This window comes from Pseudomonas sp. FSO-7, assembly GCF_059579345.1.
Genome location: NZ_CM184193.1, coordinates 26,464 through 39,962 on the forward strand (window position 1 = coordinate 26,464; position 13,499 = coordinate 39,962).

Here is a 13,499-nt window from a genome sequence, read left to right on the forward strand (position 1 = left end):
AAGGAACACAGCCAAACGGCATCGGTCACTCATTAAGCAACTCGAAAATGCCCAGGTACCGACCTGCGGTATCTATCGAACTCAAGAGTCCTGGCCACGGCGGGGATCGCAAAGAGGAGTTATGCCTGATGAGTACCGAAAAGCCTACGGTCAACAAGAGCCAACTGGCCGGGACCGACACCCTGGATCGCGGCAACACCAACGCCAAGCTCGAAAGCCTGGAACAGTTTCGCTCCGACGCCACCGAGCAGGCGTTGCGCACCAATCAAGGCGTGAAAATCGCCGATAACCAGAATACCCTTCGTGTCGGCGCTCGCGGTCCCTCGCTGCTGGAAGACTTCATCATGCGTGAAAAAATCACGCACTTTGACCATGAGCGCATCCCGGAGCGCATCGTCCACGCCCGCGGCACCGGCGCCCATGGCTACTTTCAGAGCTATGAGGCGCATTCGGCGCTGACCAAGGCCGGTTTCCTACAAGACCCGAGTAAGAAAACCCCGGTGTTCGTGCGTTTTTCCACTGTGCAAGGTCCACGAGGTTCCGGCGACACCGTGCGCGACGTGCGTGGCTTTGCGGTCAAGTTTTTCACCGAGGAAGGCAACTTCGACTTGGTGGGCAACAACATGCCGGTGTTTTTCATTCAGGATGCGATCAAATTTCCTGACTTCGTCCACGCGGTGAAACCCGAACCCCACAATGAAATACCTACCGGTGGTTCGGCCCACGACACGTTCTGGGATTTCGTCTCGCTGGTGCCGGAATCGGCCCACATGGTGATCTGGGCGATGTCCGACCGTGCCATTCCGAAAAGCCTACGCAGCATGCAAGGTTTCGGCGTGCACACCTTCCGCATGATCAACGCCGAAGGCAAAAGCAGTTTCGTCAAATTCCACTGGCGCCCTACCGTCGGCACCTGTTCATTGGTGTGGGACGAAGCCCAGAAGCTGGCAGGTAAAGACACGGACTACCATCGTCGCGATCTCTGGGAGTCGATCGAGATGGGCGACTATCCGGAATGGGAGTTCGGCGTGCAGATTGTCGCCGAGGAAGACGAGCACAACTTCGACTTCGACCTGCTCGACCCGACCAAGATCATCCCTGAAGAGCTGGTGCCCATCACACCCCTGGGCAAGATGGTGCTGAACCGCAACCCGGATAATTTCTTCGCCGAAGTCGAGCAAGTTGCGTTCTGCCCCGGGCATATCGTGCCGGGCATCGATTTCTCCAACGATCCGCTGCTACAAGGTCGACTGTTTTCCTACACCGATACGCAAATCAGCCGACTCGGTGGGCCGAACTTTCATGAGCTGCCGATCAACCGGGCGATCACCCCGGTGCACAACGGCCAGCGTGACGGCATGCACCGCAGCACCATCGACAAGGGGCGCACGTCCTACGAGCCCAACTCCATCGACGGTGGTTGGCCGAAGGAAACCCCTCCCGGCCCGGAGGACGGCGGCTTCGAAAGTTATCCAGAGCGTATCGACGCCTACAAGATCCGCCAACGCAGCGATTCGTTCGCCGATCACTTCTCCCAGGCGCGGCTGTTCTACAACAGCATGAGCCCCCACGAAAAAGAGCACATCATCGCCGCCTACAGCTTCGAGCTGGGCAAGGTGGAGCGGGAGTTCATCCGGAAGCGGCAGGTGAATGAGATCCTCGCCAACATCGACTTGGACCTGGCTGGGCGAGTCGCGAAAAACCTCGGCTTGCCGGCACCGACCGCGGGTACCGTCGATGTTCCGACGCCTTCGCTGGAGCAATCCCCGGCCTTGAGCCAGGCGAACCTGCTGTCCGGCGACATCAAGACGCGCAAAGTGGCGGTGTTGGTGGCCAACGGTGTCGATGGGGCGATCATCGATGCCCTCAAGCAGGCCCTGAAGGCAGAAGGCGCTCACGCCAAAATCCTCGGACCAACCTCCGCGCCGGTCACCACCGCCGACGGGCAGACGCTACCGGTGGATGCCTCCATGGAAGGCCTGCCGTCCATTGCCTTCGACGCAGTGTTCGTTCCAGGCGGGGCGCAATCGATCCAGGCCCTGAGTGCCGATGGGGTGGCGTTGCATTATGTGCTGGAAGCCTACAAGCACCTGAAGGCCATCGCGCTGAATGGCGAGGCCCGGCAATTGCTGGTGCTGTTGAAGCTGGAGGCGGATGCGGGGTTGATTCCGGATGTGGATGCCAGCAAGTTCCAGGCGTTCTTCGATGCGATTGCTCAGCATCGGGTTTGGGCGCGGGAGCCGAAGGCCAAGGCGGTTCCAGCCTAAAGAGAGTTGTTGTCTGGTAGGACGCTATCGCGAGCAAGCTCGCTCCCACAGGGGTTAGGTGCCGATCACTAAACCCCATGTGGGAGCGAGCTTGCTCGCGATGCTTTTTAAGGCTTGCGCGGAGTCAGCACGACCTGGGCCGGCACGCTGCGCAAAATCTGCTTCTGCAGCTTCAGATCAAACCCAGGGTCCAGCTTCTTGACCCGCTTGGTCAGCAACGTCGCCAACCATGGATAGTCATCGGTGCGCGGCGCCTGGATGCTGACGTCACACTGATAATTCACCACATCGGCGGCGATGGCATCCAGTTGTCGGCGCATTTGCTGTATATCGGCGAGGTTGAGCGCAACCGTGGTGCTGGGGGCGCTCGGGTCGATCACTTTGGCGACCGGTTTGGCTTCGGCGGCCTTGAGGTCGGCCTCGGCCTTTTCCAGGTCGGCCTTGCGGGCTTCGGCAATGGCGCTGTTGACCTCGCCGGTGAGGGCCGGGGCCTTGGGCATCAGTGCTCGGGCGCGGCTCAGGGCGGTGGCGGCGGCGTTGACGTCGCCTTTTTGCAGGTCGATCTGGCTGCGGCGCAAATACGCCTCGGCCAGTTGCCGCTGGTAAGGTTCCAGCGACCGGTCTTCCGGCGACTGGGCTTGCAAAGCGGCCAACTGGCCTTCAGCGGTGGCCAGCTCATTGCTGGCCAGGCTTTGCTCGAGCTGCGCGATGGCCGGGCCCCGCGTATCGGGAGCCTGGGTGGCCGGCGGTGTACTCTGGCAAGCGCCCAGCAGCAGGGAAAATGCGACAAGGAGCAGATAACGGGAGGCGAACGGCTTCATTCCTGCGACTCTCTATTTGCGCAAAAAGCGAGCAAGTCTACACCCCTCGACGAGGCAGGACAAAACTCAGCAGAAACAACGCAGCGGCGCTGACCACGATCGACGGGCCGGCCGGGGTGTCCTTGAACCAGGAAAGTGCCAGGCCACCACACACCGCGAGCATGCCCAGCAGGCTCGCGCCCAGGGCCATCTGCTCGGGTGAGCGGGCGTGACGCTGTGCCGCAGCCGCCGGAATGATCAGCAATGACGTAATCAGCAACACACCGACGATTTTCATCGCCACGGCGATGACCACTGCAATCAGCAGCATCAGCGCCAACCGTAAACCCAGCACGGGCAGGCCTTCGACCCGGGCCAGTTCCTCATGCACGGTAACGGCCAGCAATGGCCGCCACAGCGCCACCAGCAACAGCAGCACCGCCGCGCTACCGCCCAGGATCCACGACAGGTCCGTCGGGCTGATCGCCAGCAGGTCGCCGAACAGATAGGCCATCAGGTCGATGCGCACATCATGCATGAAGCTCAGCACCACCAGCCCGAGGGACAGGGTGCTTGGCGCGAGAATGCCTAGCAACGTGTCGGATGCCAGCGGCTGACGGTGTTGCAAGGTCACCAGTACCACCGCCAGCAACAGGCAACCGACGGTCACTGCTACCGCCGGGCTGACATCCAGCAGAAACCCCAGGGCCACGCCGAGCAACGCGGCGTGGGACAAGGTGTCGCCAAAATAGGCCATGCGCCGCCAGACCACGAACGAACCCAGGGGGCCGGCGACCAGGGCGAGTGCCAGGCCTGCGAGCAGGGCGTACAACAGAAAATCAGCCATGCTTGCAGCCATCTCCATGAACATGATTGGAAGCAGAAGGGGCGCTGACCACCGAGCCATGCAGGTCATGGGCGTGGTCATGGTGGTGGTGATAAATCGCCAGGCTTTGTGCGTTCTTTCCGAACAGTTCGACGAAAGCCGGATCGCCGCTGACCTGCTCGGGATGCCCGGAACAGCAGACATGGCGGTTGAGGCAGACCACCTGGTCGGTGGTGCTCATCACCAGGTGCAAATCGTGGGACACCATCAGCACGCCGCAGCCGTGGCGGTCGCGCAGGCGCGTGATCAGGCTGTACAACTCGGCCTGACCCGCCACATCGACCCCTTGCACCGGTTCATCGAGGACCAACAACTCAGGCTCTCGCAACAGGGCGCGGGCCAGTAGCACACGCTGCATCTCGCCCCCGGACACGCTTTGCACCGGGCTGTCGATCACCTGTTCGGCGCCCACTTCGTTGAGCGCGGCCAAGGCGCGCGTGCGATCCACGCCAGGCACCAGGCGCAGGAAGCGCAGCACCGACAGTGGCAGCGTTGGGTCGACGTGGAGTTTTTGCGGCATGTAACCGACGCGCAACCTGGGCTTGCGCCAGACGCTGCCGCTGTCGGGCTTGAGCAAACCCAGTACGGCGCGCACCAGGGTGGTCTTGCCGGCGCCGTTGGGGCCGATCAAGGTCACGATCTGTCCCGGCTCGACGCTCAGGTGAATGTTGTCCAGCACGCTCTGGCCGGCGAATGTCACGGCCACCTGCTCGAGGCGGATCAGCGCGTTGCTCATCAGGCCCCCTGGCAGCCGGAGCACAGACCCACCACTTCGACGGTCTGGGTGTCGACCACGAAGCCCACGTCCTTGGCACTGGCGATGATCGCATCGCTGATGGACTTCTGCTCCAGCTCGATGGCGGCGTGGCATTCGCGGCAGATCAGGAACTGGCCTTGGTGGGCGTGCTCCGGATGGTTGCAGCCGACGAAGGCGTTCAGCGACGAGATGCGATGCACCAGGCCGTTTTCCAAGAGGAAATCCAGCGCCCGGTAGACCGTCGGCGGCGCGGCACGACGGCCGTCCTGCTCGCTGAGCACGGCGAGGATGTCGTAGGCGCCCAGCGGCTTGTGGCTCTGCCAGACCAATTCCAGCACGCGCCGCCGCAGGGCGGTCAGGCGCAACCCCTGGCGCGCGCAGATGGCGTCGGCCTCGGACAGCGCGCTGTGCACGCAGTGGGAGTGATCGTGGGGACGACTGGCAAGGGGCGTAATAGGCATGGGCAGCGACGTGTTCAGTGAGAGACGTTATTATGTTACCCGTTCTCGCTTCTACGAGTGGTCATCGTGTCCCGATTTTTTTCGCTCTTTGTCGCTTTTGTCGCAAGTTTTCTACTGATCGGCCCGGCCCAGGCCGACGTCAAGGTCCTCACCAGCATCAAGCCGTTGCAGCTGATTGCCGCCGCCGTGCAGGACGGCGTGGCGGTTCCGCAAGTGTTGCTGCCGCCAGGGGCTTCGCCGCATCACTATGCGTTGCGGCCCTCGGATGTACGCAAGGTGCAGTCGGTGGACCTGCTGTACTGGATTGGGCCGGACATGGAAGGTTTCCTACCGCGGGTGTTGAACGGTCGTACCCTTCCCTCCGTTGCGGTGCAGGATCTGCCGGGGCTCACGTTGCGTCACTTCGCCCAGGACAGCGCCTCCCACGAGGATCATGACCATGGCGACGATGAACACGATCACGACCATCGCCCCGGCACCGTGGATGCCCACCTGTGGCTATCGCCGCACAATGCGCGGGTGATCGCTGCGAAAATGGCGGCGGACCTGAGCGCGGCGGATCCGGCGAACGCGGCGCGCTATCAAAGCAACCTCACGGGCTTCAACCAGCGTCTCGACGCCTTGGACACGCGCCTCAAGACGCGTTTGGCCGGGGTCGCGGGCAAGCCGTATTTCGTGTTCCACGAGGCGTTCGACTATTTCGAAGACAACTACGGTCTCAAGCACGCCGGGGTGTTCGCCGTGGCCGCCGAAGTCCAGCCCGGCGCCCAGCATGTGGCGGCGATGCGCACGCGCTTGCAAGCGGTGGGCAAGACCTGCGTTTTCAGCGAACCGCCGCTGCGCCCGCGTCTGGCCGAAACCCTGGTGGCCGGGTTGCCGGTGAAGCTGGCGGAGCTGGATGCACTGGGCGGCGACACCCCGGCGACGGCGCAGGGGTATGAGCAGTTGTTGGAGAAGTTGGGGAATGATTTGGCGGGGTGCCTGGAGTCGCTGTAACCCCACGGCTCTTGTGGCGAGGGAGCTTGCTCCCGCTGGGCTGCGAAGCGGCCCTAAAATCTTGCGGTCGCTACGCAACCGAGCGGGAGCAAGCTCCCTCGCCACAAAAGCCTTCGTGCGCCTGTGGGTTGTCAGAGGGCGAAAGGCAACAAAGTGTGGACCGTCTGCCGCTGCGCCAACCGCTGCTGGAACTCCATCGGATCGTGAATCAACACATCCTGCCCGGCAAACGACTCAGCGGCGATCAATCGCGACAGCCAGAATCGCACGCACGCCACGCGCAGCATGGTCGGCCATAGCTCGGCCTCGGCAGCCGTAAACGGCCGCAACGCCGCATAGGCACCCAGCAACGCCCGCGCCCGGGGGCCATCGAGCGCACCGTCGTCATCCGAGCACCAGTCGTTCAAAGCGATGGCAACGTCATACAGCATCGGCCCGGAGCAGGCGTTGTAGAAGTCGATCAACCCGGTCAGGTGCGTGCCTTCGAACATCGCATTGTCGCGGAACAGATCGGCATGGATGTTGGCCCGGGGTAGCGCCAGGATGCCGACCTTCCGCAAAACGATTTCATCCAATGCCGCTTCCAGCAACCGACGCGGCTCATCGTCGAGGTGCGACAACAGCTTGGCGCCCTCCTCCTGCATCCAGTCCAGGCCGCGATCGGTCTTGCGCTTGATCATGTTGTCCCGGGTTGCCAGGTGCAGATGCGCCAGCAACTCCCCGACCTGGGCGCAATGCTGGGCGTTGGCCAGCTTGATGTGCTTGCCGGCCAGGCGCGGTTGCAACAGCGCCGGCTTGCCCGCCAGTTCCCGCAGCGCGACGCCGTCGGTGGTGCGCAAGGCGTAAGGCACCGGCAGGTCGGCGTTGTGCAGTACGTCCAGCAGTTCGATGAAGAACGGCATTTCCTGCACCGGGCCACGCTCGACCAGGGTCAGGACGAATTCGCCCTGCTCCAGGCTGATAAAGAAATTGGTGTTTTCGCTGCCGGCGGCGATCCCCTGGAAATCAAGCAGACGGCCAAGCCCGTAAGGGGCGAGAAAGGTTTCCAGCTCGGGCCGAGCCAGGGGCGTGAACACAGACATGGTTAAAACTGCCAGTACGGGCGCCCTTCAGCGGGCGCCGGTTGAAGTGCAGAGCGGTACTACCACTCAAAGATTTTCCACGAAGGGATCAGCATATCCGGCTGGTCCGAGCGGATGAAGTTTGCATCAGTGCCATCGGCGCGCACCAGGAAATAAGGCTTGCCGTTCTTGGGCGTGACCTTGATCGCGTACAAAAAGCCGTTTTGCCGATACTCCTGAATGGTTTTATCGCCTTCGGTGCGGATGGTGACGTCCGGGTCCGCCGAGGGCGCGTCATCCGCTGCCATGACGGCCAACGGGGTGATTGCAAACAAGCCAGCCAGTAACAGGCGATTTAGTGTACGCATGATAACCTTGTCCCTTTGTCGTCAACGGTCCCGCTATTCTAGCCCCGGACCCGCCGAAAAGGTTGATCCTGCTCATGAGCCAAGCCCCCCTCGTCCTGGTGGACGGTTCTTCTTATCTGTACCGCGCCTTTCACGCGCTGCCACCGCTGACCACGTCCAAAGGCCTGCCGACCGGTGCGGTCAAGGGCGTGTTGAACATGCTCAAGAGCCTGCGCAAGCAGTATCCGGACAGTCCGTTCGCCGTGGTGTTCGACGCCAAGGGTGGGACGTTTCGCGATGCGCTGTACGCCGAATACAAGGCCAACCGCCCGAGCATGCCCGACGACATGCGCGTGCAGATCGAGCCGCTGCATGCCAGCGTCAAGGCCCTGGGCTTCCCGCTGCTGTGCGTGGACAACGTCGAAGCCGATGACGTGATCGGCACCCTGGCCCGCAGCAGCGCGGCGGCCGACCGTCCGGTGGTGATCTCCACCGGCGACAAGGACATGGCGCAGTTGGTCGACGGGCACATTACCTTGGTCAATACCATGACCGGTAGCGCCCTGGACGTGGCTGGCGTGAAGGAGAAGTTTGGCGTCGCTCCCGAGCAGATCATCGATTACCTGGCATTGATGGGCGACTCCTCCGACAACATCCCCGGCGTTCCGGGTATCGGGCCGAAGACCGCATCCGGCCTGTTGGTAGGCGTCAATGGCGGCCTGACCGAGCTGTATGCGCAACTGGACATCGTTGCCACCTTGCCGATCCGTGGCGCCAAGACCCTGGCCGCCAAGCTTGAAGAGCACAAGGAAATGGCATTCCTTTCCTACGAGCTGGCGACCATCAAGACCGACGTGCCGTTGGACGTCGGCCTCGACGACCTGCAAATGGGTACGCCCGATCACGAGAAACTGGCTGAGCTGTACACGGTGCTGGAGTTCAAGAGCTGGCTCGAAGAAAACCAGCGGGACGCCAAGCGTGCCGGCCAGGAAATCGTCGAAACCCGCGACGAACAGCCCGGCGCTGCCGAGGCCAAGTACGAGGTCATTCTCGATCAGGCGCGCTTCGAGGCCTGGCTAGCGAAACTCGACAAAGCGCCGCTGTTTGCCTTCGTCACCGAAACCAACGGCGGCGATGCCCAGCATTCGCAACTGGTCGGCTTGTCGTTCGCTGTGGCCCCTTTCGAGGCGGCCTACATCCCATTGACCCATTCCTACATGGGCGTGCCGGAGCAACTGGACCGCGACACGGTGCTCAAGGCGCTCAAGCCGCTGCTGGAAAACCCGAACAAGCTCAAGATCGGCCAGCACGCCAAGTTCGAAACCAACATCCTGGCCAACTGCGCCATCGGTGGCGACCAGGACAATGGCATCCTGGTCCAGGGCATCGCCTTCGACACCATGCTCGAATCCTACGTGCTGGACTCCACCGCGACCCGCCACGACATGGACAGCCTGGCGCTCAAGTACCTGGGCCAGAGCAAGACCGATTTCCAGGACATCGCGGGCAAAGGGGTCAAGCAACTGACCTTCGACCAGATCTCCCTGGAACTGGCCGGTCCTTATGCCGCCGAAGACGCCGACGTGACCTTCCGCCTGCATCAGGCCTTGCAGGAAAAACTGGCCGCCACGCCAAGCCTGGGCCCGGTGCTCAACGATATCGAAATGCCGCTGATGCCGGTCCTGGCGCGCATCGAGCGCCAGGGGGCGTTGGTCGATGCCAACCTGCTGGGCGTACAGAGCGTCGAGTTGGGCGAAAAACTGGTGGCGTTGGAGCGTGAGGCGTTTGCCATCGCCGGCGAAGAATTCAACCTGGGTTCGCCGAAGCAATTGGGCGTGATCCTGTATGAAAAGCTCGGCTTGCCGGTGCTCAGCAAAACCGCCAAGGGCCAGGCATCCACCGCCGAAGCGGTGCTTGCCGAGCTGGCGGAGCAGGATTACCCGCTGCCCAAGGTGCTGATGCAGTACCGTTCCCTGAGCAAGCTCAAGAGCACCTACACCGATCGCCTGCCGGAACAGATCAACAGCCGCACTGGCCGCGTCCACACCAATTACCAGCAGGCCGTCGCCGCGACCGGGCGTCTGTCCTCCATCGACCCGAACCTGCAGAACATCCCGATTCGCACGGCCGAAGGCCGACGCATCCGCCAGGCATTCGTCGCGCCGAAAGGCTACAAGCTGCTGGCGGCGGACTATTCGCAGATCGAACTGCGGATCATGGCGCACCTGGCCAAGGATGAGGGGCTGCTTCATGCGTTTCGTAATGACCTGGACGTGCACCGGGCCACGGCCGCCGAGGTGTTTGGTGTTGAGCTGGAAGCCGTCACCCATGACCAGCGCCGCAGCGCCAAGGCGATCAACTTCGGCTTGATCTACGGCATGAGTGCGTTCGGCCTGGCCAAGCAGATCGGCGTTGATCGCAAGCAGTCCCAGGCCTACATCGACCGCTATTTCACTCGCTACCCGGGTGTGCTGGCGTACATGGAGCGCACCCGCGCCCAGGCGGCCGAGCAAGGTTTTGTCGAAACCATTTTCGGTCGCCGGTTGTACCTGCCGGACATCAACGCGAAAAACCCGGCCCTGCGCAAAGGCGCCGAGCGCACCGCCATCAACGCGCCGATGCAGGGCACGGCGGCCGATATCATCAAGAAAGCCATGGTCGCGGTGGATCGCTGGCTGACGACGTCCGGGCTGGACGCGAAGGTCATCCTGCAGGTCCACGACGAACTGGTGCTGGAGGTGCGTGAAGACCTGGTCGACCAGGTGCGCGAGGAAATCCGCCAGCACATGAGCACCGCCGCCACCTTGGACGTGCCGTTGCTGGTGGAAGTGGGCGTGGGCAATAACTGGGACGAGGCGCACTGAGCCGTTTGTTCTGAGGCCTCCTCGCCACAGGGGGGGCTGATAGAGCTGGGGGGAGTGAAAGATTGTCATCGCGAGCAAGCTCGCTCCCACAGGCGTTTTGTGTCGAGCCGACTATCGAGCCAACACCCATTCACTGTGGGAGCGAGCTTGCTCGCGATAGCGTCAGCCCAGACAACCTATGCCCATTGAGTCACCCAAAACCCAGGTGCGGCCTCATTAGCTCGGAAAGCTCCTACGGTTATTTCCAAAAATAATCTGAACTAAACCCGTGAATCGCCACTCAGAGATTCTGAATGGCTGGTGAAGCCCTTCAATGCTCCTATGTTGTGTTAAGTGTTGGCAGATATCTGGACCCCGCCCTAGCGGTCCGGAACTTGGACCCCGAACTTCCCCCTCCCCATAAGAAGTCCGGGGTTTTTTTTGCCTGCGATGTGGCTTATTCGGCCTCTTCGCTGCCCTTGTCCGCCAATTCCATCCAGTCGGCCAGCACTGTGTAGGCTTCTTCCAGGCCCATGCGCTTGGGCGCCGAGAACAGTTGGATGGTGATCGCGTCGCCCCAGCCCTTGCGAATCTCCGACTGCACTTTGAGCAAGGTATTTTTCGCCGCGCCGTAGGTGAGCTTGTCGGCCTTGGTCAACAGGATATGCATCGGCATGCCGCTGGCGACCGCCCAATCGAGCATCAACAGGTCGAAGTCGGTCATCGGATGGCGAATATCCATCATCAGGATCAGGCCTTTCAAACTCTCGCGGCTGCCCAGGTACGCTTCCAGGTGGCGCTGCCAGTGTTGCTTGAGCGGGATCGGGACCTTGGCGTAACCATAGCCGGGCAGGTCGACCAAACGCCGTTCATCGTCTAGCTTGAAGAAGTTCAAGAGCTGCGTGCGACCCGGGGTTTTCGAGGTGCGTGCCAGGCTCGCATGGGTCAAGGTGTTCAGCGCGCTGGATTTGCCGGCGTTGGAACGTCCGGCAAACGCCACTTCGAAGCCTTCGTCGTCTGGGCATTGATCGACTTTGGCGGCGCTGAGCATGAAGGTGGACTGTTGGCACAGGCCAAGGATGGGGTTCTTCAGTTGCATGGGATTTCCGATGTGGGCGGCGTCGGGAATGGACGCGGCAAGCTGTGTCGTTTCCGTTTCAGTGACGCCAGTATATAATGCCGCAGATTTTGTGTGCGCTTTGTCCCAGCGTAGGATGAAGCTCACGGGAGCGACCGACCGAAATTGCGCATTAGAACGCAGCTCGTTCCCAACCCTGAAAAGGTCGTTTTATGACGAAATGGCTGCTAGCTGCCGGTGTCTTGATGCCGCTTTACAGCGCTCAGGCTACACAGGATCCGGAAGCTGTGTACAACCGTGTTTGTGGTGCCTGTCATTCCGGCCAACTCCCCATGGCGCCCCGCAAGGGCGATCAGGAAGCTTGGACGCCGAGGTTGGCGAAAGGTATGGAGACGCTGGTGCAACACGTGACCCAGGGTTTCAAGGCGATGCCGCCGCGTGGTTTGTGCATGGACTGCAGTGCCGAGGATTACCGAGCCATCATCCAGTGGATGAGCGAGTAAACCCGGTCCATAACTCTTTAACCCTTAGCCGTAGTTGGATTAGCTGATGAACAAACTGATCGTGAGTCTGCTGTTGACCTTGGGGATATCCGGCGTAGCCCACGCCGCTGGCGACGCCGCTGCCGGTCAGGCTAAAGCGGCTGTATGCGGGGCCTGCCACGGCCCGGATGGCAATAGCATGGCGCCCAACTTTCCGAAACTGGCGGGCCAAGGCGAGCGTTACCTGAACAAGCAACTGCACGACATCAAGTCCGGCAAGCGCACGGTGTTGGAAATGACCGGGCTGCTGACCAACCTGAGCGATGAAGACCTGTTGGACATCGCGGCCTATTTCGCCAGCCAGAAGGGCAGCGTCGGCGCCGCCGATCCAAAACTCGTGGCTCGCGGTGAAGCGCTGTTCCGCGGCGGCAACCTCGACAAAGGCCTGCCAGCCTGCACCGGTTGCCACTCCCCGGACGGCAAGGGCAACGCCGCCGCCGGCTTCCCGCACCTGGGTGGCCAGCATGCCCAGTACGTTGCCAAGCAGCTGACCGATTTCCGTAAGGAAGAAAGCGGCCGTACCAACGATGGCGACACCAAGCCCATGCAGAGCATCGCCAAAAAGCTGAGCGACGAAGATATCGCGGCAGTCTCCAGCTACATCCAGGGCCTGCACTAAGGCCGTTGCGAGGGGGTACACCTCTTGTAACGTTAACGCTCGATTAATCTGTCGATGCGAGCATCAAAAGGGTGGCTTTGGCCGCCCTTTTTTGTGGCCGCTGCCGTTACACTAGAGAACTTGAACCCGCCACGGTCTGTCTTAGAAACAGGCCTTGCGAGGCCCCCTCATTGTCCAGGAGTAAAGCATGCGTAATCTGATCATCAGCGCCGCGCTCGTCGCCGCCAGCCTGTTCGGCATGACTGCCCAAGCGGCTGAAAAGCCCGCCGCACCCTATGTCGAATTGACCAACCCCGTTGCGGTGGCAGCGCCTGGCAAGATCGAAGTCGTGGAACTGTTCTGGTACGGCTGCCCGCATTGCTACGCGTTCGAACCGGTCATCAACCCATGGGTCGAGAAACTGCCGTCGGACGTTAACTTCGTCCGCATCCCCGCCATGTTCGGCGGCCCATGGGACGCCCACGGCCAAATGTTCCTGACCCTCGAATCCATGGGTGTCGAGCACAAGGTTCACGCGGCGGTATTCGACGCGATCCAGAAGGGAGGCAAGAAGCTGACCGACAAGAACGACATGGCCGACTTCCTCGCCACCCAGGGCGTCGATAAGGAAAAGTTCCTCGCCACGTTCGACTCCTTCGCCATCAAGGGCCAGATCAACAAGGCCAAGGAGCTGGCGAAGAAATACGAAATCACCGGCGTACCGACCATGATCGTCAACGGTAAATACCGCTTTGACATCGGCTCCGCCGGCGGTGCCGAACAAGCACTGCAACTGGCCGACCAACTGATCGCCAAAGAGCGAGCGGCCACCAAGGCTGCCGCCAACTAAGCGCGGCCCACGC

At 61.7% G+C, this 13,499-nt stretch carries 13 protein-coding genes; 6 read left to right on the forward strand and 7 right to left on the reverse strand.

The features are described from left to right. Positions 1 to 128 precede the first annotated feature (128 nt). Positions 129 to 2,267 (forward strand): catalase HPII, encoded by a 2,139-nt coding sequence (gene katE, locus AC515T_RS00125; protein ID WP_496530970.1) that lies wholly within the window; start codon positions 129 to 131, stop codon positions 2,265 to 2,267. 107 nt (positions 2,268 to 2,374) lie between these two features. On the opposite strand, the gene AC515T_RS00130 is transcribed toward katE, so the two are convergent. The 4 genes from AC515T_RS00130 to zur are packed head-to-tail and all read right to left on the reverse strand — an operon-like array spanning position 2,375 to position 5,171. After that, entirely contained in the window at positions 2,375 to 3,088 is a 714-nt protein-coding gene (locus tag AC515T_RS00130) for a PA5502 family lipoprotein (RefSeq protein WP_496530971.1), read from the reverse strand. Positions 3,089 to 3,125: 37 nt separating this feature from the next. Continuing rightward, a complete protein-coding gene (znuB, locus tag AC515T_RS00135; protein WP_003196213.1) occupies positions 3,126 to 3,914 on the reverse strand; it encodes a zinc ABC transporter permease subunit ZnuB in 789 nt (262 codons plus the stop codon). Next, on the reverse strand, positions 3,907 to 4,689 hold the full coding sequence (gene znuC / locus AC515T_RS00140; RefSeq protein WP_496530972.1) for a zinc ABC transporter ATP-binding protein ZnuC: 783 nt from the start codon (positions 4,687 to 4,689) through the stop codon (positions 3,907 to 3,909). The genes znuB and znuC overlap by 8 nt, the downstream gene beginning before the upstream one ends. Next, entirely contained in the window at positions 4,689 to 5,171 is a 483-nt protein-coding gene (gene zur / locus AC515T_RS00145; protein ID WP_018602776.1) for a zinc uptake transcriptional repressor Zur, read from the reverse strand. The genes znuC and zur overlap by 1 nt, the downstream gene beginning before the upstream one ends. A gap of 66 nt (positions 5,172 to 5,237) precedes the next feature. Between zur and znuA the strand changes: the two genes are divergently transcribed. Next, positions 5,238 to 6,167, forward strand: coding sequence for a zinc ABC transporter substrate-binding protein ZnuA (znuA, locus tag AC515T_RS00150; protein ID WP_496530973.1), 930 nt, complete (start codon positions 5,238 to 5,240; stop codon positions 6,165 to 6,167). Between the two features lie 131 nt (positions 6,168 to 6,298). On the opposite strand, the gene AC515T_RS00155 is transcribed toward znuA, so the two are convergent. Then, positions 6,299 to 7,249, reverse strand: a complete 951-nt coding sequence (locus tag AC515T_RS00155) for a homoserine kinase (protein WP_496530974.1) — start codon at positions 7,247 to 7,249, stop codon at positions 6,299 to 6,301. 59 nt (positions 7,250 to 7,308) lie between these two features. Next, positions 7,309 to 7,596 (reverse strand): DUF2782 domain-containing protein, encoded by a 288-nt coding sequence (locus AC515T_RS00160; RefSeq protein WP_018602771.1) that lies wholly within the window; start codon positions 7,594 to 7,596, stop codon positions 7,309 to 7,311. 74 nt (positions 7,597 to 7,670) lie between these two features. On the opposite strand from AC515T_RS00160, the gene polA reads away from it, so the two are divergent. After that, positions 7,671 to 10,439, forward strand: a complete 2,769-nt coding sequence (polA, locus tag AC515T_RS00165) for a DNA polymerase I (RefSeq protein ID WP_496530975.1) — start codon at positions 7,671 to 7,673, stop codon at positions 10,437 to 10,439. 436 nt (positions 10,440 to 10,875) lie between these two features. On the opposite strand, the gene yihA is transcribed toward polA, so the two are convergent. Beyond that, on the reverse strand, positions 10,876 to 11,517 hold the full coding sequence (yihA, locus tag AC515T_RS00170) for a ribosome biogenesis GTP-binding protein YihA/YsxC (RefSeq protein WP_003196227.1): 642 nt from the start codon (positions 11,515 to 11,517) through the stop codon (positions 10,876 to 10,878). 191 nt (positions 11,518 to 11,708) lie between these two features. Here yihA and AC515T_RS00175 point away from each other — a divergent pair, with 191 nt between their 5' ends. The 3 genes from AC515T_RS00175 (at position 11,709) to AC515T_RS00185 (ending at position 13,486) form a co-directional block, all read left to right on the forward strand. Continuing rightward, positions 11,709 to 11,999 carry a c-type cytochrome gene (locus AC515T_RS00175; protein WP_003196231.1) on the forward strand — a complete coding sequence of 97 codons (291 nt, stop codon included), beginning with the start codon at positions 11,709 to 11,711 and terminating at the stop codon, positions 11,997 to 11,999. Between the two features lie 46 nt (positions 12,000 to 12,045). Beyond that, positions 12,046 to 12,657, forward strand: coding sequence for a c-type cytochrome (locus tag AC515T_RS00180; RefSeq protein ID WP_496530976.1), 612 nt, complete (start codon positions 12,046 to 12,048; stop codon positions 12,655 to 12,657). 187 nt (positions 12,658 to 12,844) lie between these two features. Then, positions 12,845 to 13,486 (forward strand): thiol:disulfide interchange protein DsbA/DsbL, encoded by a 642-nt coding sequence (locus AC515T_RS00185; protein WP_496530977.1) that lies wholly within the window; start codon positions 12,845 to 12,847, stop codon positions 13,484 to 13,486. Positions 13,487 to 13,499 lie beyond the last annotated feature (13 nt).

Coding starts and splice junctions, on each gene's coding strand:
- zur (WP_018602776.1), bottom strand. CDS start 5,171: ATGCCTATTACGCCCCTTGCCAGTCGTCCCCACGATCACTCCCACTGC.
- AC515T_RS00175 (WP_003196231.1), top strand. CDS start 11,709: ATGACGAAATGGCTGCTAGCTGCCGGTGTCTTGATGCCGCTTTACAGC.
- AC515T_RS00130 (WP_496530971.1), bottom strand. CDS start 3,088: ATGAAGCCGTTCGCCTCCCGTTATCTGCTCCTTGTCGCATTTTCCCTG.
- polA (WP_496530975.1), top strand. CDS start 7,671: ATGAGCCAAGCCCCCCTCGTCCTGGTGGACGGTTCTTCTTATCTGTAC.
- katE (WP_496530970.1), top strand. CDS start 129: ATGAGTACCGAAAAGCCTACGGTCAACAAGAGCCAACTGGCCGGGACC.
- znuC (WP_496530972.1), bottom strand. CDS start 4,689: ATGAGCAACGCGCTGATCCGCCTCGAGCAGGTGGCCGTGACATTCGCC.
- AC515T_RS00155 (WP_496530974.1), bottom strand. CDS start 7,249: ATGTCTGTGTTCACGCCCCTGGCTCGGCCCGAGCTGGAAACCTTTCTC.
- AC515T_RS00185 (WP_496530977.1), top strand. CDS start 12,845: ATGCGTAATCTGATCATCAGCGCCGCGCTCGTCGCCGCCAGCCTGTTC.
- znuB (WP_003196213.1), bottom strand. CDS start 3,914: ATGGCTGATTTTCTGTTGTACGCCCTGCTCGCAGGCCTGGCACTCGCC.
- yihA (WP_003196227.1), bottom strand. CDS start 11,517: ATGCAACTGAAGAACCCCATCCTTGGCCTGTGCCAACAGTCCACCTTC.
- AC515T_RS00160 (WP_018602771.1), bottom strand. CDS start 7,596: ATGCGTACACTAAATCGCCTGTTACTGGCTGGCTTGTTTGCAATCACC.
- AC515T_RS00180 (WP_496530976.1), top strand. CDS start 12,046: ATGAACAAACTGATCGTGAGTCTGCTGTTGACCTTGGGGATATCCGGC.